Below are 25342 nucleotides of genomic sequence, written 5' to 3' on the forward strand. Positions count from 1 at the left end.
TACCCAAATTAAAGGGAATATACGCTGCATCCGTCCTTAAGACAAATGGAGTGATCGGAAGAGCCGTTTTTCACTCCGCCCATTGATTGGCATACAGCCTCAGCCGTCGGATTTTTTGAGTTAGCCCAACACGCCCGCTGTATTGGTTGATCACCAAAATATTCCGCGTGTGCAATGGTAAAACCGGATTTAGAGTAATAAACGCAAATTACAACTTTTGATCCTCCTACCAATAAATCACACATTACACGGTCATTCGCACAGGACATCCATCCTTCCGAAACGGTATCGGGAGCCGAACATCCGGAAGGCACGCCCAAGTCCAAATCTCCCCAATAATATGGCGGCGCACCGTTGGCTAAATCATACCTTGCGGCAGCCAAGGCGAAAGAACGCGCCAATGTTTGCGCCTCCCGATAATGAACCCGCAGCACGGCGCGGTTATACGACGGCAGCGCAACCGACGCTAAAATACCAATAATGAGTACCACCACTAATAACTCAATCAGCGTAAACCCCATTTTACTGGATTCTGAAATACTATGCCCAGACTCCGGATGACGGCCTTCCGGAGTGACGCTAAGCGCAAAAAGCGTCAGTTTATAATGAGGCCAATGCGTAAAACCAAGAGTTTGATACATAGCAATATCCCCCCGTATGCGTCGTCATTCCGTGAGGACGTAACACGGAATCTGCCGTTTTAAAACAATAGATCCTGTATTACAACCCCGTATAACTACCTTACGGGGCAGGCTCTTACGGGATGACAATTGGAATTATCCCTATGTTATCAAAAAAAAAAAACGGGTCAAGATTTCCTTCTTACTTTTTGCATCGGCAAAAAGTAAGCAAAAAACTCGCAGGCTGAATCCTATAAAACGCCCTCTCAGCGGACATTTTTACAACTCGCTGCGCTCAAACAAGTAAAAATGTTTTTCCGCCTTGAGGCGTTTTATAAACAGGATAAAAGCCTGCACAAACAGCTGCAACAAAATATACATACAAAAAACTCCCCGAAAAAATCTTTCGGGGAGTTTCGTTTGCGTTCCTGAAAACTTACAGTGTTGCTTTTAACGCGCCGATTAATTCCTGCATCGGGCGTTTAGCTTCGCCGCCGCCCTGCGCAAAATCGGGCCGTCCGCCGGCCCGGCCGTTCAAATCAGCCGCGATCTGCTTAGCGACTGTTACCGCGTCCGTATTGGGCAGTTTTCCCGCCATCTTAACGACAAACGACCGCTTGCCCTCTTTATCACACGTCACGATAATCAGCGCCAGTTGGTGTTTCTGAGCGATAGTATCGGCGATGTTGCGCAGTTCCTTGGGTTCCGCGCCTTCGGCGTTGCGAAGCACCAGCGACGCACCGTTCTTCATCGTAAACGCGATTTCGTTTACACCGCCGGCAGCCAAAGTTTTTTCTCTAAATTGCGTATAGCGTTTTTTGACTTCTTTGAGTTCGTCCATAATCGCGTTAACGCGCGTAAATACGTCTTTGGACGGAACCACCAAACGAGAAGCCAACTCTTCCGCCTGCGCATTGACATTCTTCAAATAATCAAGCGCCGCATAACCCGCCACGCCTTCAATACGGCGCACTCCCGCGGAAACGGATCCTTCCTTCAGCACAAGCACGGTCATCACATCAGCCGTGTTTTTGACGTGTGTTCCGGCACAAAGTTCCAAACTGTATTTGGCTTCAGGATGATTAAAATCGCCGCCCATCAACACGAAACGAGCCGGATCGGCATACGTTTCGCCCAAGAGCGTAACCGCGCCCAATTTGTCGGCATCTGCCAGCGGGCGCACTTGGCACGAAACAGGCAGCGCGCTTTCGGCCGCGCGGTTGGCAATCGCCCACGCTTTATTTAATTCTTCGGCGGAAGGCGTTTTGGAAAGCGTATAGTCAAAACGGAAGCGTTCGGGCGACACATAAGACCCGCTCTGGTGAACCGACGTGCCGAACACCTGCCGCAGGGCCGCATTTACCAAGTGAATGGCACTATGGTTGGCCATACAGCGTTTGCGGCGGGCTTCATTGACAGACAACGTCACTTTTTCGCCTTTTTTAAGTGTGCCGGACACTTTATGCAAATAGACTTTGCCGAGCGGCTTTTGCGTATCGGTCACGCGCGCGGCTTCTTGTCCGCCGGACAAAATCACGCCCGTATCGCCCACCTGTCCGCCGGATTCGGCGTAGAAAGATGTTTTGTCAAATACGGCAAAACCATTGCCGTTTAACGCGTCCACAAATTCAAATTTTTCGTCCAATAAGGCCAGCACTTCGGCTTCGCAGGACAGCGTTTCATACCCCACAAACTCCGTGGCAGGGTAACCGTTGTCGATCTTTTGCAAAACGACGACTTTTTCTTTGGAAAATTCATCCGCGTACGAGCGGCTTTTTTCCTGCGCGGATTCTTTGGCTTTTGCATAGCCGGCCTCGTCCACCGTCACGCCTTTGGCGGCGGCGATTTCTTTGGTCAGTTCCAGCGGGAAACCAAACGTTTCGTGTAAGTGAAATGCTTCTTCGCCGGATAAAGTTTTGCCGCAGGAGGCCAAGAGCGCAGACAGCTTTTCTTCACCCGTCACAAGCGTTTTTAAGAAGGTGCTTTCTTCCTGTTTCAGCACGTCCTGGATGTGGCTTAAATTTTTGTCGATTTCCGGATACAACCCCGCAAAAATGGACTGCACCACGGGCACGAGCGTATACAAGTACGGCTTGTCGTTACCCATTAGTTTGGCGTAGCGCGCGGCGCGGCGGATTAAGCGGCGCAAAATGTAGCCGCGGCCTTCGTTGGAAGGCAAAATGCCTTCGGCAATCAAAAAGCTGGAGCTGCGCACGTGGTCCGCAATAATGCGCAAGGCGGAAATTTCCTCTTTTGTTTCGCCTTTTACGTTTAAATCTTTTTTGGCTTGCGCGGTAAGCGGCGTAAACAAATCGGTTTCAAAGACATTTTTGGCGTTTTGCATTACCATACACAACCGTTCAAGCCCCATACCCGTATCGATGTTTTTATGCGGAAGGGCGTTTAAGGTGCCGTCTTCCTGACGGTCGAACTGGGTAAACACCAAGTTCCAAATTTCCACAAAGCGGCCGCAGTCGCACGTAATGTCGCAATGCGGATTTTTGCAACCCTTGTCGCCGAAATCGTAATAAATTTCCGTACACGGGCCGCAGGGACCGGTGGGCCCCATCGTCCAAAAGTTGTCGTCTTCGCCGAGCTCGAAAATGCGTGCTGCGGGCACGTATTTCAGCCACGCGTTGTAGGCTTCTTCGTCGCGCGGAGCGATGCCGCCTTTGTAAATGCTGACGGAGAGTTTTTCGGGGTCGATACCCAGCACTTGGGTAAGATATTCCCACGCCCAGGCAATAGCCTCGTTTTTAAAATAATCGCCGAAAGAGAAATTCCCCAGCATTTCAAAAAACGTCAAATGGCGTTCGGTAAAACCCACGCTGTCAATATCCGTGGTGCGGACGCATTTCTGGCAGGTGGTGGCGTTTTTGAGGGATTTGTCGATACCTAAAAAGTTGGGTTTAAACTGCACCATACCGGCGGAGGTGAAAAGGAGCGTCGGGTCCGAGTGCGGGATAAGGGAGCTGGAAGCCACCACGGGCAGGCCCTTGGAATGGAAAAATTGCAAATAACCGTTTCTGATTTCTGTACTTTTTTTCATAAAACCTTCTTTCAATAAATATATATAATAAAGTATATCAAATATACGGGTCCGCGCGGTCGGCCGGACAACGGCTCCAAACGCACCAAAAGCCTAACGCGAACTTATTAGATGTTTTGTTATAATTTTTATAAGGAGATTGTATGAATAAAATTTTAGGCTATTTACTTATTTGTGCAGGGCTGATGCTGATGTTGTTTTCCGTAATGGGAATGTATAAAGTGTTTGCGGACCGGCAGCCCGTCGCGCCCGTAGTGCAGATGGCGGACTTGCGCATAAACACGCAATACGGACCGATGCAAATCCCGATGCAGGGCGTAAACCAAATCGCCAATTTGGGTTTGTTTGCGGTACTGATGATGTTTATTCTGTCTGCCGGAGCCAAACTGGCCGGAGTGGGGAACGGAATGCTCAAAGCGGAACGTATTCACGACGCTCTTTTGCAAATACAGGCCCAAAACGCGCCCGCCGAACAAACGCTAAAAAAATTATGAAAATCCGTTTTATTTTAAACCCCAAAAGCGGCAAAGGCCAAGCGGATTTAGAAACGCTTGCCGCGTGCATACAACTGAATTTTCCGGGCGCGGATATGCGCCTGACCAAAGATGCGGGGCACGCCACTGAACTGGCGAAAGAGGCCGCGGATATGGGTTTTGACGCGGCCGTCGCCATCGGCGGAGACGGCACCATTAACGAAACCGCCCGTGGGCTAGTGGGAACAAACACCGCGCTGGGCGTCATTCCGCGCGGGTCCGGCAACGGATTTGCGCGCGAACTGGGTATGCCGCTTTTATTTGAAGAAGCCGTTATGCGTCTGCAGCGCGCCAAAGCCGTTTGGTGCGACGCAGGCCGCGCCAACGGGGAGTTGTTTCTCAACTTGGCCGGAGTCGGCATCGAGGCCGACATCGCTTGGCAGTTTATGGAACACGGCAAAACGGGGCAGCGCGGTATGTGGCCGTATTTTAAAATCGGCGCGAAAACGGCCCTGTCGTACAAACCGAAAAATTTGGAACTGACCGCAGACGGCGTACCCGTAAAAACCGCGCCGCTGACGCTTGTTTTCGCCAACGGACGCCAATACGGAAGCAACTTTAAAATCGCCCCTCAGGCCAGCCTCACCGACGGACTGCTCGATATGGTGGCCGTGCAGGACATCGCCAAGTGGAAACTGGCGCTTACCGCGCCGTTCTTTTTTACGGACGGCAAACGCCCGTTCGGCGTTGTACAAACCGCGCACGTCAAACACGCGCTCATCCGCCAAGCGGGGGATATTATTTACCACATCGACGGCGAACCGCGCAAAACAAAAGACTCCTTGGAAATTACGGTGGAGCCCAAAGCGTTAAAAGTGCTGTTTCCGGAGAAGTAATATGGCCCGCCGCAAAAGGACATCCCGCAAATGTTCCGACAAAAAAGTTAAATTCTGGGCGTCCGTTTTAGCTGCGGCGGTTTTGATTGTGCTTCAGCAGCAGGGCAAACCGCTGACCAAAACGGGCGAAGTGGTGGACGGGGAAATGTTCCGCAACGTGTCCGTGGCCTCCGTGTACGACGGAGACACCTTTAAAATCAACCTGAATTGTTCGCTTGCCGTGTATTGCGAAAAAGTTCCCGTGCGCGTGCGCGGGGTGGACTGCCCCGAAATTAAAGGAAAAACCAAAAAAGAAAAACGCTTGGCCCAAAAAGCCAAAGCGTTTACAAAAGAGTTTTTGGAACGCGCCCCCGTCACGCTGACGGACTGCGGGCGCGACAAATACTTCCGCCTGCTGTGCGACGTAACCAACGGAGAGGATAAAGACCTCGCCCGCGAACTGATCCGCCGCAAATTAGGCTACGCGTACGACGGCGGAACAAAGTCAAACAGGTATCAGTAGCACAAGCGGAAAACGGCTAATCTGCGTAGTAGCATTGCGTACTGGCATCGGATGGGCTACCGCCTGTCCCACACATACAGATATTGGAGTCCGTAGAATACTTGTTAAAACCTAAAGCATTACAATTTCCTCCAAAACAAGAACGGCGGCCCGTTTGGGAGTGGATATACAAAGTCACGCCCCCTAACGCAGAGGAACCCATCGCCCTAATATCGTGTAAACGCGGAGCACTGCAGTCAATATTTCCGTGATAAGAAAAATTTTTAGAACTTGGTATTTTAATATCTAAAGTATCTAATGAACCAGCGCTAAAACTTGGGTCTTCCAAACAACGCGCACTCACGGCCGTATTGATGTTTTTCAAGTTTACCCACGCTTCCGAGGCACGGCTTTTAAGCACCGCCTTCTGGTATTGCGGCAACGCCACAGAAGCCAAAATACCGATAATTAAAACAACCACCAATAATTCAATCAGCGTAAAACCTTTCATATTATTTTCTCCTATTAAAAAAGTTATCCTGCGATGTTTCTGCACAGATTCTACCGATTTTAAGCGAACAAACCCCAATCGGGAATTCTCGCACAGGAACTCTTGGAATAACCCTATCGTATCAAAAAAAAAAAACGGGTCAAGGCCCCTGTTTTGCTGTTTAGCCACGCTGTTTCCTAATAAAACTTTGCAGGGCGGAAAGAACGGTATTTTTCCTATAATATAAGTATGGAAAAAGAACAGGACGTTACCGTTGCCAAAAGCGCAGGATTTTGCCCGGGGGTCAAACGCGCCATTGATAAGGTGCTGGAATTGGAAGCCGCCGGCAAAAAACCCGTTTATACCATCGGCCCGCTGATTCACAACAAACAAGTTACCGATATGCTGGCCGCCAAACAGATTACCGCTATTGAGGCCCCGCAGGACGCTGCCGATAAATCCGGCGTGCTAGTTATCCGCGCGCACGGTATTACGCCCGAATTTCAAAAAGACGTGGAAACACACGGGATGGAAGTGGTGGACGCCACCTGCCCGCTTGTGAAACACGCGCAAAACATCATCGCTAAATTTGCGGCCCAAGGATATCATACGGTTATCGTGGGCGACGGCGGACACGCCGAAGTAATCGGTCTGTTGGGGTACGCGAAAGGCAACGGGACCGTAGTAGCCGGAGCCGGAGAAGCCGCCAAACTGCCGCATTTTGATAAGGTAAACGTCGTCTCCCAAACCACCCAAAAAGAAAGCGATTTTTACGCGACCGCCGAAGAAATCAAAAAACACGCGGACGAATGCCAAATTTCCAACACAATCTGCCAGCCGACCAAAGACCGCCAAAAAGAAACCGTCGAACTGGCGAAAAAGGCGGACTTAGTTATTGTCGTAGGCGGCAAACACAGTGCAAACACTGCGCGCTTGGCCTTGTTGTGCCAAGGGCTCTGCCCCCACGTACAACACGTAGAAACAGAGGACGAACTGGAAACGCAACAAGTCCTCCGCGCGCAGAAAATTTTTATTACGGCCGGCGCTTCCACCCCCAACTGGGTAATTGACCGCGTGGCCGCACGCGTAAGAGAACTGCGCAAAACCGGCTCAAAAACCGTCCTGCGCGTGCTGCAGAAAGGCTGGCATTTTTTAGTAAAAAACGCGTTTTACACCGCATCCGCCGCCGCCGCACTTGCCTGCGTATGTATGCGGTTGGAGGGACTATCTACAGATTGGCGGCTGATTACTTTTGCGTGGCTGTTTGTGTTTACGGGAACGGCTTTTAACCGATCGACTGAAGCCTCATACGCTAAAAACAAAACATTTCTCCGTACGGCCAGTTTTATCTGTGCGGCAGGCGCGCTGGGCATTTCCGCTTGGCTGGGCGCAAAAACACTCGCTTTATGCGCCGCACTGTTGGCGGCGGGATTTTTCTATCCGTTTCGCAATGTAATCACGGCCCAGCTGCCGCCGCTCCCCGGAACGAAGGATTTTGCCACCGCGCTCGGCTGGGCGTTTGCGTGTGCGTTTTTACCCGCGTACCATTACGGGCTGTTATCGCGCAAGGCCGCTTATTTGGCGATTGTATATACAATGCTCCTGGTCTTTATGCGTACGGTTACGCTGGGATTTTCTTCCGCCAATAAAGATATGATCATCGGCCGCGAAAATTTTTATAAAGCTTTCGGTATGAAAAAAACCAAATGGGCCGTAACGCTTATTTTGGCTTCGCTGACCGCCGCGCTGGCCACCTTGTGTACGCTGACGTGGAAACCCGCGCTCGTCACAATGCTGCTCATCGGCGACCTATACACGATTTTTATAGTAATATATTATTATGGCAGAAATTCCACGCGCAGCGTGAAGGATGAAACGCTGGTGGACGGGCAGTTCTTCGTTCTGTGGGCATTAAGCGGTTTGGCCGCGCTGCTGTAAACAATATTCGGAGGGGATATGAGTATTAAAAAGATAGGGATTTTGACCGCCGGCGGAGACTGCCCCGGCTTAAACGCCGTCGTACGCGCAGTCAGCAAAAATGCGCTGTTGCACGGAGTTGAAGTGCTGGGGTTTAAAAACGGATTTGACGGCCTCGTCCGCAACGAATTTATCCGCATTAACAACGAAACCGTTTCCGGCATTTTAACGTTGGGCGGCACCATTTTGGGTTCCAGCAACATCGCCAACCCGTTTAATTACACGCTGCCTCCGTTCGGCTCGCCCGAAACGCCGCGGGATTTGTCGTCCGTTGCTTTCCACAATTTTAAAGAAAACCGTTTGGACGCGCTGATTACCGTAGGAGGAGACGGAACGCTTCACATGTCCCAGCAATTTGTGGAGATGGGAATGCCAATTGTAGCCGTACCCAAAACTATTGACAACGATTTGTCCGCCACCGACCAAACCTTTGGATTTGACTCGGCCCTTGCCATCGCCACCGAAGCCATTGACCGCTTGCACACTACCGCCCAAAGCCACCACCGTGTGATGATTGTGGAAACAATGGGCCGTTACGCGGGCTGGATTGCGCTGCGCTCAGCCATTGCGGGCGGGGGCGACATCGTGCTGATTCCCGAAATTCCGTATAATGACGACGTTATCGTAAACACCATTTTGGAACGCAAAGGCAAAGGCAAAACATTCAGCCTTGTAGTGGCTGCCGAAGGTGCCAAAAATGAACTGGGCGAACAAGCCGTCGCGCGCACGGTCGCCGGCAGCACCGATGCCATCCGCTTGGGCGGCATAGCCAACAAATTAAGCCAGATGATTGAGGACAAAACCGGCATTGAATCGCGCGCCTGCGTACTGGGCCACACCCAGCGCGGCGGCACGCCGACGGCGTTTGACCGCTGGCTCTCCACCCTCTACGGCGCCAAAGCGCTTGATATGGTGCTGGAAGAAAAATTTGGTTATATGGCTGCTTTCCACTCGTTTAAAATGACGGAAGTGAAAATTTCGGATGCGATTTCCAACTTAAAACGCGTTGACCCGCATGGCGAAGAAGTGCGCGCCGCGCTGGAAGTGGGGATGAGCTTCGGTTCAACCGAAATTGGCTGATCAGGAGAATTTATGAACGACAACTTAGATATGATTTACGGCATCCACCCCGTACAGGAAGCGTTAAGAAGCAAAAAACGCAACGTTACACAGTTATATGTGTCCGACTCCAAGGCCGGCCACCGCGCGGTGGAGGATATTATCCGCTTGGCCAAACGCCAAAACGTGAAAATAGACCGTATTGACAACAAAACGCTGGACCGATTAACCCGCAACGCCAACCACCAGGGGATTATGGCAAAAATCCAACCCGTCAAACTGATGAAATTATCCAACGCCATTTACGAATCCGACGGGAACAAGAAAGACTTATGGCTGGCCGTGGACGAAATGACCGACCCGCAAAACCTGGGCGCCATTATCCGCAGCGCGGCCTGCTTGGGCTTTTCCACCATTATCCTGCCCAACCGCCGTACGGTAGGCATTACGCCCGCCGTGTACAAAGTAGCGTGCGGCGCGATTGAAAATATCAACATCGTGGAAGTGGCGAACCTGTCCGCCGCGCTGACCGACCTGAAAGAAGAAGGTTTTTGGATTTACGGCGCGGACATGGCGGGCAAATCCATTACCAAAATGGACTACGCCTCCCCCGCGGTGCTGGTGATTGGTTCGGAAGGCTTTGGTATCCGCGAGAAAACAGCCGAAAACTGCGATGAAATTATTTCCATCCCGCAAAAAGGCGGCGTGGAAAGTTTGAACGCTTCCGCCGCGGCCAGCATTATTATGTACGATATGATGGCCAAAGTACAGCTGAAAAAATAACAGAACTTTTGCAGAAAAATCCCCGGGGAGAAACCGCTCCGGGGATTTTTATTGTGTATCTACCCCCCGTGCTACTCTGGGGGATATTTTTTTAGAACATACGCACTTCGCTGCCCGTCACAGGGCCGAACATTTTGCAGTACGATTTTCCCTTTTCGTTATACCACTGGCAAGCCAATCCTCCCCCCTTTAACCACACCACCGCATAGACTGTTTCCTTCGGCAAACGGTTGCACGCGGCCAGTACCTCCGCTTCCTGCCAGACCCCGCCTACCGGGCGGCAGACAAAATGCTTGGTTTGAAGCGAATTGACGTAATAATTGACGCGTTCGCCGGGGAAATCCAAATCCAGTTTATCGATATCCCCGGCATACTCACCGTTTGCCATAAAATACAGCTCTTCCGCTTTGCCGATGGCGGATACGAGCGTCATCGCTTCGGAAATGCGGCTTTTCTCCACCGCTTTTTGGTACTGAGGCAACGCAACGGCGGCTAAAATGCCGATGATTAAGACAACAACTAACAGCTCTATAAGTGTAAAACCTTTCATTTTGTTTTCCCCTAAAAAAAGTCATTCTGAGTCGCTTCTGCTCAGGATCTACCGATTTTGACGAAATAAAACACAATCGGGAGATCCCGTACAGAAAGTCTACGGGATGACTCTATGGTATCAAAAAAAAAAAACGAATCAAGGCCTTCCAGTCCGCGGATTTCTTTCCCCACTCATTAGAGCAGTTTAGAACACACTGTTACCGGCATACTCTAAATGCATAAAGGGCAAGCCCTCTTTTCCACAAAAAAAAGGACGGGGTTTTATCCCGTCCCTTTCTATGTAAATGCATTTTATAAAACTACAGATAAATTTCTACTTTATCAAGTTCCTTGCCCTTGTCGCTGTACACTTTAAGCGTCAGTTTGCGGTCCACAATCTTGCCCGCCGCATAGTGCCGCGCCGATACGAAACGCGCGGTGGAAGGATCCGGATTTTCGCGCTTGGTGGGCTGCGGGGCCGCCGTGCCGAGCGTAACGTACGTCACGCCGCGGGGCTTGGGTTCCCCCCTAAACATCGGGAAGGTGCGCTCGTAATCGGCGTCGCCGCCTTGCAGTACCAAATTTACGCCGTAATCCTCAAAAATTTTGACCCAGTTTAAAAAAACTTCGTTATTGGCTCCGCGCGCACCGGACGAATACGCCGGTGCATTCATCACTACGATTTTCCATTTTTCGCCCGCACCCGCCAACGTGGTTTTCAGCCACTCCGTCTGCGTTGATTTCTCGCCGATTTCCGGCGCCCATACCGCGCCTTCGGCCACATTTGCGTCCAAAAACACAAAACGCGCGTTGGCTGTATCAAATGAATAATACTTGGGCGTAGCGTACCCCCAACTCATATCGTGGTAGCGCGAATAATTGGTACGCAGGAACGCTTTGCTGTTTCGGTTTTCACGATCAGGGCCGTACTCATTCGGGCCTAAAGCCACAAATAACGGGTTTTGAGACAAAACATCTTTGAAAGGCGTAAAAAATTCCCGATCCGCGTCCTCATTTAGACCGCTATCGGTAATATTGCCGGTATGAATTAAAAAATCGCTCTTTTCCGCTTTCATCAATTCGGCCAGTTTTTTCCGCGCCGCAGCGGCCTCATCCGGCAGCGGTTCCCCGTTTTCATCTGCCGCCAGTTCCGCCCCCGTAGCACCAAGCGCCAAGAAATTAACCGTTTTGCGTTCGGCGGAATATAACGTACGAAAGGTTCCTTCTGCAGGGGATTGTGCACCGTCGCGTGCTTCATTATATACATACACGCGGTAGCAAAAATCCTGATTGGGTACAAGCCCGTACAAAACAGCTTTATGCTGGGTTCCTTCGGGCACCACTGTCATAATCTGATTGCAGCGGGGAGCGGGGCCGTATTCCAACCACGCTGGAGAAGAAACATCCGTCTGCCATTTTAAAATCATTGTAGTTTGGGTCGGGTCCTCAATATACGGCCCACGGATAATGCGCGCAGCAGGAAGGTACGCGGCATAAAATATAAAACAAATCAAAAGGAGTAATTTCTTCATATTCTTTCATTTTACAAAATATCCTTCCTCAAAACGACAAATCCCCTATAGCCAAAAGCATTTAAAATTTAGTTAAATGAAAATATATGAAAAAAATATTTTTTATTTTTACGGCATTTTTTGCTTTGTCCGCCGCGCAAGCGCGCACGGTGGATGTAACCGCCGCCTACACGGGTGCGTCTCATTTCGACCAAGTACAAGCCAGTGCCACGGCTGCGCTTTCTTTAAACGTTCTTGCGGGAATTGAAGCCAAATATGTAAAAGAAAAACACGTAGAGCCGGAAGGATTTAAAAATCCCATTTACTCCATCTATCTTCCCGTACATTTTGATTTTGATTTGATAAAAATCAATCTTACTCCTTTTTATTATTTTAAAAACAAAAGCGAAAATAACCCGTATCAGGACGCTTCTGCCTTCGGCATTAAAACGATGTTTTTAATGAACCTACAGGATGATACCGTAAATGACTTGTACACTAATGCGTATATCGGCGCCTCTTTCGCCCGCCAGAAGGGTACCGCCTTCTTTGAAAACGGAGACGAAAACGACCAATACTATTCCCAAGCTGCCTATACGATTGGATTTTACAAAGATTTTTTTCATTCCTTTGGGTTTGAAGCCGCCGCCACCGCTTTCCACTATCCGGACGGCATAACCGGTGTAACCGGGCTCAGAAGCATCCTCAACCAGCAGGATTTAGCTTCCACGCAAACACTTGATATCACACGGAATCTGGGCAAGTACGCCTTAAGCGCACGGTTGACCCGTATGTGGGCGGACCAAGGTTCCGCCATTTACGTGGGCTACGCGTTTGAAGAATACCACACCTCCGATCCGGAGCATTCATTTGTAGTAGGCAATTCGTTTATTTTGGCCCGGCGTTTAAGCGCGGATATGACGTATAACCACATCCGCACCGTACACAACGACAACAAGCGCGATATTTTTTACATCCGCTTGGGGATCTCATTCTAGGAGCCGTTATGCCAGAAGAAAACAAAGTAAATTTAAACGTAAGAGCTTTGTCCCTCATCTCGCATAAACTGAAAACGCCGCTTTCCATAATTAACGGATATTCCGAAGCCATTTTATCCCAATCCAGAAAAGAAAAATTTTCCCCTTTTACGGGTAAAGCATTGGAAGAAATCAATAAGCAGGGCAAGCGGATGTCACAGCTTGTGGACAAACTATTTGCATTTAACAAAATATCCGCCGCGGATGAGGAGAATTTAGAACGGCGACCGGTAGCGCTTAAACCGCTTATTAAAGAATGCGCCGCACAAGCCATTGCACAAAATGAAGAAGCCGCACCTGAAAACGTCGCCCCAGAAGATTCTTCCGTCCGGCGCGGGACGTTTGTAGAAATTGACTGTCCGGAAGGGTTAAGCGTCTGTGCCAATGAAGATATGCTTCGGCTGGGTGTGCAGGAACTGATCGCTAACTCTGTTAAGTTTAACAATAAAATGGAGAAAATCATCAAAGTACAATGCGCTAATCACGGCGGCAGCGTCTCTCTTTCCGTGCGCGATTACGGCGTAGGTATCCGCCCGCAAGACGTAAACCGTATTTTCGAGCCGTTCTATCAGGTGGACGATTCTTTTACCGGACAAGTAAGCGGTTGGGGGCTGGGTCTGCCAATGCTCAAACGCATTTTGGACTTGCACGGCGGGTCCATCAGTGTCGTGTCAGACAGGGGACTCGGTTCCATATTCACGATTAATTTCCCGACTTTATGACCCCAGAAATGCTTTTAGATCAAATCTCTCCCGCGTGCGATACCTTGCGCTCCGCCGTCAGCGGTGCGGCACGGGCGCTGTTGGAATTTAACCGCAGGCTGGAACAAATTCTCCAACAGCTGCACAAGAATATCCCCGTGCGCGACACCGAATTTTCCACACAGTTCAACGCTTTTTGCGCACAACTCCGCAAAGAACAAGATGAGCGGGAACGGTTTTGGACGCAAGCCCGCACCGACGCGCGCGCGTGTAAACCCGCCGACTGGACCGGAGAACTGGCGCTGGCGGCCAAAGGGTTTAACAGCCGCGCCAAAACGCTTTCGCGCGCGACGGACGAATTTACCACCGCGTATGATCTTTTCTGCCACAACTATAAAAGTTTTACGGCAGCGAAATTAAACGTCTGGCTGCTGACTTCGTGCCAAAACGATTTTGCTAATCTGACGGGGAAAATTTTGTTCTTGGCGCGGGAAATTGCCAAACACACCGATAAAAACAGGGGACCATATGTTTGCGGATAAACAGTCGCTTTATTATCAAAAAACTACTGCCATTTGCCTAACGATTATCGCTGCAGGCGTGGTAACGGCGTTTTTGGTGTATACCAAGGCGCTTCTGATTCCATTGGTTATTTCTATTTTTCTCTACACCATTCTGGCGCAGATGACGCTTTATTTGAAACATAAATTTTCATTTCCTTCTTGGGCGGCGATGACGGTTTCCATTCTGCTGTGCACGGCATTTTTTGCGGGAATTATCTTATTTACCATTAACTCTGTGGGAGAGTTTTTAAAAGGCGGCGAAGTATACCGCCAAAACTTAATTGCCACAGTAACGGATTTGTCTTCGCGTTTACAGCAGCACGGAATTACGCTGGACCAAAACTTTTTGGAAAACTATCTGCGCGAACTGCCTATCTTCGGCTGGCTTAAAAATGTAGGCGGACGATTGTTCTCTATTCTTTCCAATATGACAGTAGTCATTTTGTTTATGATTTTCTTCTTATTCGGCAGCAAGAAAACACCGCCCCTTACCAACCCCGCCATTAAAGAAATGCTAGCTAATGTATCCATCTATTTGTCCGTCAAATTAATGGCCTCGTTGGCGACGGGCTTGGTGGCCGCAGCAATTTTACTGGGCTTTCAAGTTAAATTGGCGGTATTATTTGCACTGTTTATGTTTCTGCTTAATTTTATCCCCAGCGTGGGGTCCATCGTTGCCGTATTGCTGCCCATACCCGTAATATTTCTGCAATACGGATTAGGCCCTAAATTCTTCATCGTCTTAGGGCTGTTAACCGCCACGGAATTTATTATCGGCAATTTATTGGAACCGCGATTCTTGGGCGAAGGAATGGATTTACACCCCGCAGCGGTGGTAGCCTCCCTTATTTTCTGGACGCTCGTTTGGGGCGCCCCAGGGGCCTTTCTGTCTGTACCGATTACAGCTTCTGTAAAAATTATTTTAAGCAAAATCAAACATACGCGGCCGTTTGCCGAAATTTTGGCCGGCAGGCTGCCGCATTAACGCAAAAAATATTTTCTTTTTCCGGCGCCAAAAGCGCCGGTTTTTTATCTTGACTTAGAGTAAGCTTTATCAGATATAATAAAAAGAAAAGACTGGAGGAAATATGAAAGTTTTATTAATTAACGGCAGCCCGCACGGAAACGGAAATACATTTACCGCTTTAAACGAAATTGCTAAAACACTGAAAGAAGAAGGGGTGGATAGTGAAATCATATCTATTGGCGCAAAAGCGGTGCAAGGATGTATCGCCTGCCGCAAATGTGCAGAATTGGGAAGATGCATTTTTCAAGATGAGTTATATAACTCCATTCGCAAAAAATTAGACGATACCGACGGAATTATTATTGGCTCCCCCGTCTATTACGCCGGCCCGAACGGATCGCTGTGCGCCTTATTGGACCGCGTGTTTTTCTCGTGCGGAGCCAAACTGGCATATAAACCCGCCGCTTCCGTAGCTGTTTGCCGCCGCGGCGGTGCCAGTGCAACGTTTGACCGCCTAAACAAATACTTTACCATTAACAATATGCCGGTTGTTTCCTCGCAATACTGGAACAGCGTCCACGGCCGCGCGGCAGGTGAAGCTGAACAGGACGCCGAAGGACTGCAAACTATGCGCGTATTGGCACGGAATATGGCGTGGTTGCTTAACAAAATATACAAAGACGGTCCACAATATCCCAAACCGGAAGAAAAACGCTTTTTTACCAACTTTATCCGGTAAGAAAAAGAATTGCTCTGCTGAACAGTCCGCTCTTTCGTCATTCCCGAGAGTCTTTATCGGGAATCTGTCGTTGCGCAACAACGAGCTCCCGTACTACAGCTTTACGGAATAACGCAACATGTACTCTCAAAGCCACAACGGATAAGGAATTTCTTCCTTATCCGTTGTGCGTAAACAGTGGTAAAGTACAATTATCAATCCAGCTTTCTCAGCAACCCCTCAAACGCCTCTACATCTACAGGCTTAGAAAACAAATATCCCTGCGCCACATCACAGCCCGTCCGACGCAAGAAATCGGCTTGTTGCTGTGTTTCCACGCCTTCGGCGATTACTTTTACGCCTAGCGATTTAATCATTAGTACAGCGCCTTCAATCACTTTTTTAGCGTTCTCGTTTTCTTCAAAACCGCTTAAAAATTCTTTATCCAGCTTAATTCCGTCAAACTGTAAATTTTTAAGTACATTAAGAGAAGAATACCCCGAACCAAAATCATCCATCGCCACGCTAAAGCCTTTGCGGTGCAGTCCGCGAATCACATTTTGCGCACACTCCAAGTTATTCAAAATGACGTTTTCCGTCAGCTCCACTTCAATTAAATTGTGCGCAACACCATACTTGTCCACCAAGCTCGTCATTTGCGGAATATAGCGGGAATCGTTTAAATGCAGCCGCGAAAAGTTCACCGCTACGGGTACCTGTTTTAACCCGTTTGATTTCCAACGAGAAAGAAGGCTTACAACCTGTTCCAAAATAAACATATCAAGCCGCAAGATAAAGCCATTCTTTTCAAAGATCGGAATAAAATCGTCCGGCCGGACGATTCCGGATTCGCCTTTATTCCAACGAACCAACGCTTCAGCCCCCACCATGCAGCCCGTCTTAAAATCGCACTTAGGCTGGAGATAGATGGAAAAGTTCCCCCGTTCAAGAGCCTCTTCCATGGAATTTTCAATTTGTTTTTCCGTTACCATACGGCGCAAATCCGCTTCGTCATAGAATTGGATTTTATCTCCCGACATTTTCTTGGCGTTGTCCAAAGCCAAATGCGTACGGTCCAGCATAATGTAGAATGGAATACTTTCCGTAATTTCATATACGCCAAAAGCACTGTCCACCATCAGGCACGACCCCATTACCGTACAATCACGGCGAATTTGGGTGGCCAGCGAGATAAGACGTGTGCGGAATTTGCGACGGTCGTCATACGACAAAAGCATAATAAAGTTATCGGCGGTTGAACGGCAGAAGGACTCGCCTTGACGCATATTTTTACGAAGCACATCTGCCACGCGCTGGAGCACTTGGTTGCCTCTCTCGTAACCGTGCAAGTCGTTAATTACCTTAAATTTGGCAATATCGAAAATGACTAAAGCCGCTTTTCCATTAAACCCTGCCAAGCGGTCGGCAAACTGTTCATACATGCAGTTGAAATTATCCGCACCCGTTAACGGATCCACGAATGCTGTGGCAAACAAGCGGCGGTTGCTGGTGGTACGCACACGGAACAAACAGCAAATCAACACGCAGAACACCAATAAGATGAAGGTTACTAACCCGAGAGACGTCCACGCCAGACGGCGGGCCTGCTGTTCCACAAATTCCGTGGGCAAAACAGAGAACATATACCACCCGTTTACGTTCAGCGGAATAAGGTGGAGAAATCGGTGCACGCCTTCTAAACGGTAATCCACCAATGCTTCCGAACCATTTTTGATCACGTTTTGGATAAAAGACAAAGAAGTATTTCCCCGCGTAAAATGTGCCCGCGCCAACAACGAAAACACGCTAGCCCCCTGCGGAACCGCTTTTCCCAACACCACCGTACCGTCACGGCGTGCAATAAGAGAAAACCCTTTTTCTCCCAAGGCCGCCAAGGACAAAAGCGGATCAAACCTCTCCAACGGCAAAAATGCAAACAATACACCGGCCGGTTTACCGTCCCGTTTTAATAACACGGCTTCCACAAGCACTTTATCTTTATTAATAGGATCCGGAATCGGTTCGGAAGACAAATAGTTTTCCTTTTCCAAAGTTTGCGTTAAAATTCCGGCTGTAAACGCGGGAGCAAGTACTGTTTGGCGGGACATAAACAACCGTCCGTCCAAGGTCACCACCCCTAAAAAATTAAATGCGTTATGTTGGGTTTGTACTTGTAAAAAATGTTCAAACTGCTCGGAATCGTTCCACGGATAAAAATCTTCCGCCGCAAAAGCCACGGAACGAAGTGTTTGCAAGTCGGCAAACATCAAACGGTTAAAATCATCGGCCGATTCTACGGCCGCCGCTTTTATGTGATTTTTGAAGTCCCGCTCCAAAATACCGCCCACATACTGCCAATACCAAGTCACTCCGGCCGCAATAATAAGCGCACCCAAGAAAACGCCTACAAAAAGCCAACGAAACGAAAGACGCTGAATAACCCCTCCTTACGCAAACGCCGAAGCGTGTTGGTAAATTTTCGAAAATATACCGGAAAATTCCGGTCTGTACGTGGTAAAGAATACAAAGCATTCCAGCCTGCACAAAAACCGCCGCTTGTATTAAAAGACTAAGCGTGGCCCTTGGCAGGAGCCTGCTCTTCCTGCGCACGGAAAAAACCCAGCGTTTGCTGCGAGTAGGCAAAGAAAGGATAGAAAGGGTTTTCCGGTTGGCGCAAGTTTTCCTCGGATTCTTCGGTGTAAAAGAGTTTGTCTTTCGACACCGCAAATAACCGCACCATTCCCGCCGCAGACGGCGCCGGAAGTTCGCTTCCGGCTTGAACGGAGGTCATTTTATCTGTCAGTCTGGCTGCGTGAGCCAACATATGTGCGGCGGCGTTCTGCAGGGCTTCGTGCCCATGCCCGCCGATCATACCGCCCAAGCCGCTTTTACTATTGTTTTCAAAATACAAGCTGCTGTCCCCCAGCGAATTGGTGGCTATAAATAAATGCTTTGTTTCCGCCGCGTCCTTAAAAGACATCTCCACTCCGGCCACGGAAATTTTATCCGCCCCGATTTCAATGACGCCCTTGCGGTTTTCCAAATTTTTAACGTCAAGCCAAAAATTACGCATATTGATATAGGCAGTTTTCATAATTTCCCCCGATGATATAAAAATAATAGCATTTTAATGAACATTTTAGTCCGGAAAAAACGAATTAGACGCGCGGGCCGTTTTGGGGTATAATAAAGGAAAGCTTGGGGAGGTTTTATGATGAAAAAAGGACGCGTGGTTATTTTGATGATGGACTCTTTCGGCATCGGCGGCGCCGAGGACGCCGGCCGTTTCGGAGACAGCGGGGCCGACACGCTGGGGCATATCGCCGCCGCACGGGGCGGTCTTAACGTGCCGAATTTGGCCGCATTAGGTTTATTAAAAGCGGCTGAAGCTTCAACGGGAACCCCCGTAAAAGCCGGCAGGCAGGACCATCCCGCCATTTTTATTCCGTCCAAATACGGATTTATGAAAGAAACCAGCCGCGGCAAAGATACCTCCTCCGGCCATTGGGAAATGGCGGGCTCGCCCGTACAATTTGAATGGGGTTACTTTAAGCCGGAATATCCGTCCTTCCCCGAAGAACTGATTAAAAAGATTTGCGATGAAGCCGGCCTTGACGGCATTCTGGGCAATAAAGCGGCCTCCGGCACCGTGATTATCGACGAACTGGGCGAAGAACATATCAAAACGGGAAAACCGATTTGCTACACATCGGCCGACAGCGTATTCCAAATCGCCGCGCACGAAAAACATTTCGGCCTTGATAAACTTTACAAATTGTGCGAAATTGCGTTTAAACACGTAGCACCTTATAATATCGCGCGCGTAATTGCGCGCCCGTTTGAAGGCGAGAAAAAAGGCGAATTTAAACGCACCAAAAACCGACACGACTATTCCGTCAAACCGCCGATGAAAACGGTACTGGACGAGATAAAAGACGCGGGCGGAGAAGTGATTTCCGTCGGAAAAATCTCGGATATTTTCGCCAAACAAGGCATTACCAAAGCTGTTAAAGCTTCCGGTCTGCCCGAATTGTGGGACGTAACCTTGCGGGAGGCCGCACACGCGCCCGACTTCAGCCTTGTATTTACAAACTTTGTGGATTTTGATATGACGTGGGGCCACCGCCGCGACGTGGAAGGCTACGCCAAAGGACTGGAATACTTTGATACGCGCCTGCCGGACTTAATCGCCCAAATGAAAGAAGGCGATATCGCGTTTATCACGGCCGACCACGGCTGCGACCCGACGTACAAGGGCACCGATCACACGCGCGAGCACGTACCCGTAATTATGTTCGGCCCCGACGTAAGGCCGCAGTATATCGGCGCGCGCGAAACGTATGCCGACCTTGGGCAGACGGTGGCGGATTATTTCAAACTGCCGCCCTTAAAATTCGGCAAAAGTTTTTTAGGAGAATAAAAGGAAAAGCCCCTGTAAAAAACAGGGGCTTTTAAATTACTCTTTTAAAAATCCGTTTAGCGATTTACACACGCCCGAAACTTTACTGGAACATCTTATCTTCCCCGCATTCTCTCTTGAATAATCCGATTTACACCCTTGTATATGAATATCTAAATCTGTTACCGAATCGTTAGGGTATACGCCGTTGGCCAAGTAATACATTTCCAACGAATCTTTCAGCGTACGCAAATTGGGCATTAACGCCATAATCCGGCTTTTTTCCACCGCCTTTTGATACTGCGGCAGCGCAACGGCAGCCAAAACACCGACAATTAGTACAACGACTAACAGTTCTATTAAAGTAAAGCCTTTCATTTACTTTCCCCAGGTAAAAACTCATTCTGAGAGATTTCTGTTCAGTATCTACCGTTTTTAACGCCACAAATCATAAAAGGGAGATCCCGTACAGAAACACTACAGGATATCCCCATCATATCAAAAAAAAAAAAACGGGTCAAGACCCAGAAACTGGGCTCCCCAAGGCGACCGTACGGCGGGCGGTATTATATCAACTAATGCACATTTTCGGCTTCGGCAATCCACGCGTCGGCCGAAGCATCGCTGGGCATACGCCAATCTCCGCGAGGCGAAAGTGCCACGGAGCCTACTTTCGGTCCGTCGGGCAGACAAGATCGTTTAAACTGCTGGGCAAAAAAGCGGCGGAAAAACACTTTCAGCCATTTTTTGATGACGGCCGCCGTAAATTTTTTGCCGAACGCGTGCTTGGCCAAAAAGTAAATTTTGGCAGGGCCAAAACCGCAGCGTAGAAAATAATACAAAAAGAAATCGTGCAATTCATACGGACCGACGAGGTCCTCCGTCTTTTGCGCGATACGGCCTTTACCGTCGGCAGGCAAAAGTTCGGGGCTGATGGGAGTATCCAAAATATCGTTCAGCACGGCCTGCGTTTTTTTGCCCGTTTCGTGCGCGGCTGCCCACGCCACCAAAAAACGCACCAGCGTTTTGGGAACGCCCGCGTTCACACCGTACATAGACATATGGTCTCCATTATACGTTGCCCACCCAAGAGCCAGTTCAGACAAATCCCCCGTTCCTACCACAATACCGCCTGTTTGGTTGGCGATATCCATTAAAATTTGCGTCCGCTCGCGCGCTTGGGTGTTTTCGTATGTAACGTCTTTTTGTTTTTCGTCGTGGCCGATGTCGGCAAAATGTTGGCGGCACGCTTTTTTAATATCCACCTCCCGCATTGTAATACCTAAACTTTTCATTAATAAAAGCGCGTTTTGGTAGGTGCGGTCCGTCGTGCCGAACCCGGGCATCGTGACTCCAATAATGTTTTTGCGCGGCAGACCCAGTTTATCAAATGTCTTGGCGCACACCAAAAGCGCAAGCGTGGAATCCAACCCGCCCGAAATGCCAAGCGTAACCGTTTGGATATGCGCGTGCAAAAGACGCGTGGCCAAGCCTGTTGCCTGAATGTTAAAAATTTCCTGACAGTTATCATTAAGCAAACTGCCTTTGGGAACAAACGGCGTAGGCGACACAAAACGGGAAAGCGTCACCAGCGGTATGGGCGGCTGACCGGACGCAATCACTTCATACGGTTCCGAAGCTTCGTATGCGCTGTCCGACCGGAACGTAGTATTTTCCGCACGATCATTACGCAGCCGTTCTACATCGATTTCTGCGCAAACCAACTGGTTCTGTAGGAAAAAGCGTTCCGAAAATGCGAGCGGAATTCCGTTTTCGTAAATCAGCGCATTTCCGGCGAAAACCACGTCAGTTGTAGACTCGCCGAACCCGCAGGAAGCGTATACGTATCCGCACCGGCAGCGGGCCGATTGCTGGGCGACCAACTCGCGCACGTACGCGTGCTTGCCAGCAAGTGCATTACTGGCAGAAAGGTTAAAAATAACGTCCGCACCCTGCAGCGCGGCGCGGGAAGAAGGAGGAACGACGGCCCACAAATCTTCGCAAATTTCCACACCGAATTTCATACCGGACGCTTCAAACAACAAGTCCGTTCCGGCGGGAACCGTTTGTCCGCAAAGCTCCGCTTCTCCTCCTCCCCATTCCAAAGACGAGGTAAACCACCGCTGTTCGTAAAATTCGCGGTAATTGGGCAAATATGTTTTAGGCACTACCCCCAGAATTTCGCCGCGGTAACATACCGCCGCCGCATTTAACAGCGCCGCACCCGCGCGCACCGGAAGACCGACGATAAACACCACGTCCGCATTTTCCGTCCGGCGCAAGAGCGCGCCAAGCACACGTTCGGCCGCATCTGCAAGAAGCGGTTTAGAGAACAAATCCCCGCAGGTATACCCCGTCAAACAAAGTTCCGGCAGCACCACAACGCGCACGCCTTCATCCGCCGCGCGCCGCACCAGTTCTTCCGCCTGCGCCGCATTATAGGCGCAGTCCGCCGGTTTGACGAGCGGTATACCCGCCGCCACTTTTACAAAACCGTAATGATTCATAGGAAAAGTCCTCTCTTGATAATCCTCTCGTACTATGTATATTGTATATATTGTACCAATTCCGCTCTTGCACGTTCGGTTTACAAAATAGATACCACTTCGTAGCCCGCGTCCTGCACGGTTTGACTAAGAAGCGTTTCATCCAGATCGTCCGATAATTCCACCACCGCGGATTTACGGGAAAGATCCACTTTCGCCTGCACGCCGGACAGTGCATTAAGAGCCCGTTCCACACGGCTTGCACAATGTCCGCAAACCATCCCTTCGATAATTAATGTTTTTTTCATTTTAATTTTCCCCTTTTGTTGTTTTTTACCCAAATGCGGCGGTTTAAACAAACACAAACGCAACGCATTGGTTACCACACAAACCGAGCTTAAACTCATCGCTCCGGCGGCAAACATCGGGCTGAGCTTCCACCCAAACGGCAGGTACAGCACGCCTGCCGCCAACGGAATTCCGAGCACGTTATAAAAAAACGCCCAAAACAAATTTTGCTTGATATTACGCAGCACCGCACGGCTGAGTTGCAGCGTGGTGGCAACAAGTGTTAAATCATCCCGCATCAGCACGATATCGGCCGATTCCACTGCTACGTCCGTCCCTACACCCAGCGCAATGCCCACATCTGCGCGCGCAAGAGCGGGTGCGTCATTTACCCCGTCGCCTACTACCGCTACAACTTCGCCTTCGTTTTGCAAACGGCGGACAACGCCCTCTTTCTCCTGCGGCAGTACACCTGCCACCACTGTTTCAATCCCTATGTCTTGTGCCGTTTTGCGGGCGGTAAGCTCATTGTCTCCGGTTAATAAAATAACTTTTAAACGCATTTTTTTAAGAAGTTTTACCGCTGCAGCAGAGGACGGTTTTACCGTATCGGAAAACCAAATATGTCCCAACCACTTTCCGCCGCGGGCAAAGAATAAAGGCGTACAACCTTCTTCAGCCGCGCGGCACATAATCGGTTCGCCTTCCGGCACCTTGACTCCCAGTTCATTCATCCAAACCAAATTTCCTCCGGCCAACCATTCGCTGCCTTCCTCCGCGCGCACACCGCGCCCCGAAACGATTTCAAAATTTCCGGCCTGAAAAAGCGATACATTCTTTTCGTCTGCATATGCACTCAGCGCGCGCGCAAACGGATGCTGGGAAAAATGTTCCAACGACGCTGCCTGACTTAACAGTTCCTCCTCTTTTACAGACGGAGCAGGATACACCCCCGCTACCCGCATACGGCCCGTAGTAACGGTTCCCGTTTTATCTAGAACAACAGCCGTTATCTGATGGGCGCGCTCCAGCGCGGCGGCGGACTTGACTAAAATACCGTTTTTGGCGGCCTGACCTGTACCGACCATAATCGCCGTAGGCGTGGCCAGCCCCAGCGCGCACGGACAGGAAATGACCAGTACCGCCATGGCACACGAAACCGCAAAATTCCACCCTGCCCCTTGCGCGGCCCACACCACACACGTAAGTAACGAGACCGCCATTACCGCAGGGACAAACACTGCACTGACGCGGTCTGCCAGCCGTGCAATAGGGGCCTTACTGCCGGCAGCTTCTTCCACCAGCGAAATAATTTGCGCCAGTACCGTATCTTTGCCCAACCGATCCACACGAAACTCTATATATCCGCTTGCCAACACCGTGCCGGCAGCCACCTCGGCACCGACGGCCTTATCCTGCGGTACGCTCTCCCCCGTCAAGGCGGACTCATCCGCCGCGCCGCCTCCGTCCGTTACCGTGCCATCGGCCGGTATACGTTCGCCCGCGCGTACCAAAACAATATCTCCCTGTACCAACCCTTCCGCCGGAATATGCACTTCTTTCCCCGCGCGCAAGACGGACGCCTCCGCCGGAACAAGACGCACCAGTGCGGAAATGGCCTCCGAAGTTTTCACTTTGGCACGGGCCTCAAGCCATTTACCCAGCGTAACAAGCGTCAAAATCATAGCGGCGGATTCAAAATAAAGCAATGATGACGCTTCAAACGCGCGCGTCCAATCGGTAAACTGCATTAAATAAATAACGCGGAACAATACCGCCGTGCCGGATAAAACAGCCGCCCCCGAACCGAGCGCAACCAAACTGTCCATATTCGGCGCACCCGCCAACAAATGCTTCGTTCCGCGAATAAAAAATCCTCGGTTTAAAAACAAAACGGGCAGCGAAAGTACAAATTGCGTAAGCGCAAACAACCCGGGATTATCCATCAGCACATACGGAAAAGCTGCCGGAAGCATATGTCCCATAGATACGTACATCAGCGGCAATAAAAACACAAGCGAAAATAAAAACCGCCGTTTGATTTGAAGTGCTTCCCCGCACGCAACGCGCTGAACGGACACGGACTCATCCGCCCCGCCTTGCACACGCCCATCGTACCCCGCGCGGCGGACGGCGGAAATAATATCCTGTGCGTGAGTGACGGAATCGTCATAATCGACCAGCAAAGAATTTTGCAACAAATTTACGGAAGCGTACCGTACGCCGGACAAATGCGAAACAGCCCGCTCCACGTGTGCCTGACAGGCAGAACAGGTCATACCATATACTTCAAACTTTTGTTTCATATTACCC

Annotated in this window: 22 protein-coding genes; 12 read left to right on the plus strand and 10 right to left on the minus strand. The window is 49.8% G+C overall.

The annotated features are described in order from the left end of the window. Positions 1 to 8 precede the first annotated feature (8 nt). Both ACI351_RS07235 and alaS read right to left on the minus strand, forming a co-directional pair. Positions 9 to 641: a type IV pilin protein gene (locus ACI351_RS07235; RefSeq protein WP_439734577.1), complete on the minus strand. Its 633-nt coding sequence runs from the start codon at positions 639 to 641 to the stop codon at positions 9 to 11. A 415-nt stretch (positions 642 to 1056) separates the two neighbouring features. Further along, complete coding sequence (gene alaS / locus ACI351_RS07240) at positions 1057 to 3669, minus strand: alanine--tRNA ligase (protein ID WP_439734578.1); 2613 nt, start codon at positions 3667 to 3669, stop codon at positions 1057 to 1059. A 143-nt stretch (positions 3670 to 3812) separates the two neighbouring features. On the opposite strand from alaS, the gene ACI351_RS07245 reads away from it, so the two are divergent. The 3 genes from ACI351_RS07245 to ACI351_RS07255 are packed head-to-tail and all read left to right on the plus strand — an operon-like array spanning position 3813 to position 5540. Beyond that, positions 3813 to 4163, plus strand: a complete 351-nt coding sequence (locus ACI351_RS07245; protein ID WP_439734579.1) for a hypothetical protein — start codon at positions 3813 to 3815, stop codon at positions 4161 to 4163. Continuing rightward, complete coding sequence (locus tag ACI351_RS07250) at positions 4160 to 5038, plus strand: diacylglycerol/lipid kinase family protein (RefSeq protein ID WP_439734580.1); 879 nt, start codon at positions 4160 to 4162, stop codon at positions 5036 to 5038. Before ACI351_RS07245 ends, ACI351_RS07250 begins: the two co-directional genes overlap by 4 nt. Position 5039: 1 nt before the next feature. Further along, entirely contained in the window at positions 5040 to 5540 is a 501-nt protein-coding gene (locus tag ACI351_RS07255; protein ID WP_439734581.1) for a thermonuclease family protein, read from the plus strand. Positions 5541 to 5556: 16 nt separating this feature from the next. Here ACI351_RS07255 and ACI351_RS07260 read toward each other — a convergent pair whose 3' ends face one another. Continuing rightward, positions 5557 to 6030 carry a type IV pilin protein gene (locus ACI351_RS07260; RefSeq protein WP_439734582.1) on the minus strand — a complete coding sequence of 158 codons (474 nt, stop codon included), beginning with the start codon at positions 6028 to 6030 and terminating at the stop codon, positions 5557 to 5559. A gap of 228 nt (positions 6031 to 6258) precedes the next feature. Here ACI351_RS07260 and ispH point away from each other — a divergent pair, with 228 nt between their 5' ends. The 3 genes from ispH to rlmB are packed head-to-tail and all read left to right on the plus strand — an operon-like array spanning position 6259 to position 9828. Then, a complete protein-coding gene (ispH, locus tag ACI351_RS07265; RefSeq protein ID WP_439734583.1) occupies positions 6259 to 7947 on the plus strand; it encodes a 4-hydroxy-3-methylbut-2-enyl diphosphate reductase in 1689 nt (562 codons plus the stop codon). An 18-nt stretch (positions 7948 to 7965) separates the two neighbouring features. After that, complete coding sequence (locus tag ACI351_RS07270; RefSeq protein ID WP_439734584.1) at positions 7966 to 9066, plus strand: 6-phosphofructokinase; 1101 nt, start codon at positions 7966 to 7968, stop codon at positions 9064 to 9066. Between the two features lie 12 nt (positions 9067 to 9078). Beyond that, positions 9079 to 9828, plus strand: coding sequence for a 23S rRNA (guanosine(2251)-2'-O)-methyltransferase RlmB (rlmB, locus tag ACI351_RS07275; RefSeq protein ID WP_439734585.1), 750 nt, complete (start codon positions 9079 to 9081; stop codon positions 9826 to 9828). Between the two features lie 91 nt (positions 9829 to 9919). Here the strand turns inward: rlmB and ACI351_RS07280 are convergent, their stop codons facing one another. Together ACI351_RS07280 and ACI351_RS07285 are read right to left on the minus strand one after the other, a co-directional pair. Further along, positions 9920 to 10378 carry a type IV pilin protein gene (locus tag ACI351_RS07280; protein WP_439734586.1) on the minus strand — a complete coding sequence of 153 codons (459 nt, stop codon included), beginning with the start codon at positions 10376 to 10378 and terminating at the stop codon, positions 9920 to 9922. 301 nt (positions 10379 to 10679) lie between these two features. Further along, the gene (locus ACI351_RS07285) at positions 10680 to 11891 is read right to left on the minus strand and encodes a metallophosphoesterase (RefSeq protein WP_439734587.1); all 1212 of its coding nucleotides are present in this window, start codon (positions 11889 to 11891) and stop codon (positions 10680 to 10682) included. An 86-nt stretch (positions 11892 to 11977) separates the two neighbouring features. On the opposite strand from ACI351_RS07285, the gene ACI351_RS07290 reads away from it, so the two are divergent. The 5 genes from ACI351_RS07290 to ACI351_RS07310 all read left to right on the plus strand — a co-directional run bounded on the left by ACI351_RS07290 (position 11978) and on the right by ACI351_RS07310 (position 15877). After that, positions 11978 to 12868, plus strand: coding sequence for a hypothetical protein (locus ACI351_RS07290; RefSeq protein ID WP_439734588.1), 891 nt, complete (start codon positions 11978 to 11980; stop codon positions 12866 to 12868). A gap of 8 nt (positions 12869 to 12876) precedes the next feature. Continuing rightward, on the plus strand, positions 12877 to 13629 hold the full coding sequence (locus ACI351_RS07295; protein ID WP_439734589.1) for a sensor histidine kinase: 753 nt from the start codon (positions 12877 to 12879) through the stop codon (positions 13627 to 13629). A gap of 8 nt (positions 13630 to 13637) precedes the next feature. Continuing rightward, positions 13638 to 14150 (plus strand): hypothetical protein, encoded by a 513-nt coding sequence (locus ACI351_RS07300; protein ID WP_439734590.1) that lies wholly within the window; start codon positions 13638 to 13640, stop codon positions 14148 to 14150. After that, positions 14137 to 15156, plus strand: coding sequence for an AI-2E family transporter (locus ACI351_RS07305; protein ID WP_439734591.1), 1020 nt, complete (start codon positions 14137 to 14139; stop codon positions 15154 to 15156). The genes ACI351_RS07300 and ACI351_RS07305 overlap by 14 nt, the downstream gene beginning before the upstream one ends. Positions 15157 to 15259: 103 nt before the next feature. Further along, on the plus strand, positions 15260 to 15877 hold the full coding sequence (locus ACI351_RS07310) for a flavodoxin family protein (RefSeq protein WP_439734592.1): 618 nt from the start codon (positions 15260 to 15262) through the stop codon (positions 15875 to 15877). A 194-nt stretch (positions 15878 to 16071) separates the two neighbouring features. Here ACI351_RS07310 and ACI351_RS07315 read toward each other — a convergent pair whose 3' ends face one another. Both ACI351_RS07315 and ACI351_RS07320 read right to left on the minus strand, forming a co-directional pair. Beyond that, positions 16072 to 18225: a bifunctional diguanylate cyclase/phosphodiesterase gene (locus ACI351_RS07315; RefSeq protein WP_439734593.1), complete on the minus strand. Its 2154-nt coding sequence runs from the start codon at positions 18223 to 18225 to the stop codon at positions 16072 to 16074. A gap of 200 nt (positions 18226 to 18425) precedes the next feature. Further along, positions 18426 to 18950 (minus strand): hypothetical protein, encoded by a 525-nt coding sequence (locus ACI351_RS07320; RefSeq protein WP_439734594.1) that lies wholly within the window; start codon positions 18948 to 18950, stop codon positions 18426 to 18428. Between the two features lie 120 nt (positions 18951 to 19070). Between ACI351_RS07320 and ACI351_RS07325 the strand changes: the two genes are divergently transcribed. After that, on the plus strand, positions 19071 to 20276 hold the full coding sequence (locus tag ACI351_RS07325) for a phosphopentomutase (protein ID WP_439734645.1): 1206 nt from the start codon (positions 19071 to 19073) through the stop codon (positions 20274 to 20276). 36 nt (positions 20277 to 20312) lie between these two features. On the opposite strand, the gene ACI351_RS07330 is transcribed toward ACI351_RS07325, so the two are convergent. The 3 genes from ACI351_RS07330 to ACI351_RS07340 form a co-directional block, all read right to left on the minus strand. Further along, on the minus strand, positions 20313 to 20633 hold the full coding sequence (locus ACI351_RS07330) for a type IV pilin protein (RefSeq protein WP_439734595.1): 321 nt from the start codon (positions 20631 to 20633) through the stop codon (positions 20313 to 20315). A 197-nt stretch (positions 20634 to 20830) separates the two neighbouring features. Then, positions 20831 to 22762, minus strand: coding sequence for an NAD(+) synthase (locus ACI351_RS07335; RefSeq protein ID WP_439734596.1), 1932 nt, complete (start codon positions 22760 to 22762; stop codon positions 20831 to 20833). 80 nt (positions 22763 to 22842) lie between these two features. Beyond that, positions 22843 to 25335, minus strand: a complete 2493-nt coding sequence (locus tag ACI351_RS07340) for a heavy metal translocating P-type ATPase (RefSeq protein WP_439734597.1) — start codon at positions 25333 to 25335, stop codon at positions 22843 to 22845. Between the last annotated feature and the right edge of the window lie 7 nt (positions 25336 to 25342).

The sequence above is a fragment of the Candidatus Avelusimicrobium sp. genome, assembly GCF_051874775.1.
Classification (GTDB): domain Bacteria; phylum Elusimicrobiota; class Elusimicrobia; order Elusimicrobiales; family Elusimicrobiaceae; genus Avelusimicrobium.

Coding starts and splice junctions, on each gene's coding strand:
- ACI351_RS07295 (WP_439734589.1), top strand. CDS start 12,877: ATGCCAGAAGAAAACAAAGTAAATTTAAACGTAAGAGCTTTGTCCCTC.
- ACI351_RS07290 (WP_439734588.1), top strand. CDS start 11,978: ATGAAAAAAATATTTTTTATTTTTACGGCATTTTTTGCTTTGTCCGCC.
- ACI351_RS07325 (WP_439734645.1), top strand. CDS start 19,071: ATGAAAAAAGGACGCGTGGTTATTTTGATGATGGACTCTTTCGGCATC.
- ACI351_RS07245 (WP_439734579.1), top strand. CDS start 3,813: ATGAATAAAATTTTAGGCTATTTACTTATTTGTGCAGGGCTGATGCTG.
- ACI351_RS07300 (WP_439734590.1), top strand. CDS start 13,638: ATGCTTTTAGATCAAATCTCTCCCGCGTGCGATACCTTGCGCTCCGCC.
- ACI351_RS07320 (WP_439734594.1), bottom strand. CDS start 18,950: ATGAAAACTGCCTATATCAATATGCGTAATTTTTGGCTTGACGTTAAA.
- rlmB (WP_439734585.1), top strand. CDS start 9,079: ATGAACGACAACTTAGATATGATTTACGGCATCCACCCCGTACAGGAA.
- ACI351_RS07330 (WP_439734595.1), bottom strand. CDS start 20,633: ATGAAAGGCTTTACTTTAATAGAACTGTTAGTCGTTGTACTAATTGTC.
- ispH (WP_439734583.1), top strand. CDS start 6,259: ATGGAAAAAGAACAGGACGTTACCGTTGCCAAAAGCGCAGGATTTTGC.
- ACI351_RS07310 (WP_439734592.1), top strand. CDS start 15,260: ATGAAAGTTTTATTAATTAACGGCAGCCCGCACGGAAACGGAAATACA.
- alaS (WP_439734578.1), bottom strand. CDS start 3,669: ATGAAAAAAAGTACAGAAATCAGAAACGGTTATTTGCAATTTTTCCAT.
- ACI351_RS07270 (WP_439734584.1), top strand. CDS start 7,966: ATGAGTATTAAAAAGATAGGGATTTTGACCGCCGGCGGAGACTGCCCC.
- ACI351_RS07255 (WP_439734581.1), top strand. CDS start 5,040: ATGGCCCGCCGCAAAAGGACATCCCGCAAATGTTCCGACAAAAAAGTT.
- ACI351_RS07340 (WP_439734597.1), bottom strand. CDS start 25,335: ATGAAACAAAAGTTTGAAGTATATGGTATGACCTGTTCTGCCTGTCAG.
- ACI351_RS07305 (WP_439734591.1), top strand. CDS start 14,137: ATGTTTGCGGATAAACAGTCGCTTTATTATCAAAAAACTACTGCCATT.
- ACI351_RS07285 (WP_439734587.1), bottom strand. CDS start 11,891: ATGAAGAAATTACTCCTTTTGATTTGTTTTATATTTTATGCCGCGTAC.
- ACI351_RS07260 (WP_439734582.1), bottom strand. CDS start 6,030: ATGAAAGGTTTTACGCTGATTGAATTATTGGTGGTTGTTTTAATTATC.
- ACI351_RS07280 (WP_439734586.1), bottom strand. CDS start 10,378: ATGAAAGGTTTTACACTTATAGAGCTGTTAGTTGTTGTCTTAATCATC.
- ACI351_RS07335 (WP_439734596.1), bottom strand. CDS start 22,762: ATGAATCATTACGGTTTTGTAAAAGTGGCGGCGGGTATACCGCTCGTC.
- ACI351_RS07250 (WP_439734580.1), top strand. CDS start 4,160: ATGAAAATCCGTTTTATTTTAAACCCCAAAAGCGGCAAAGGCCAAGCG.
- ACI351_RS07235 (WP_439734577.1), bottom strand. CDS start 641: ATGTATCAAACTCTTGGTTTTACGCATTGGCCTCATTATAAACTGACG.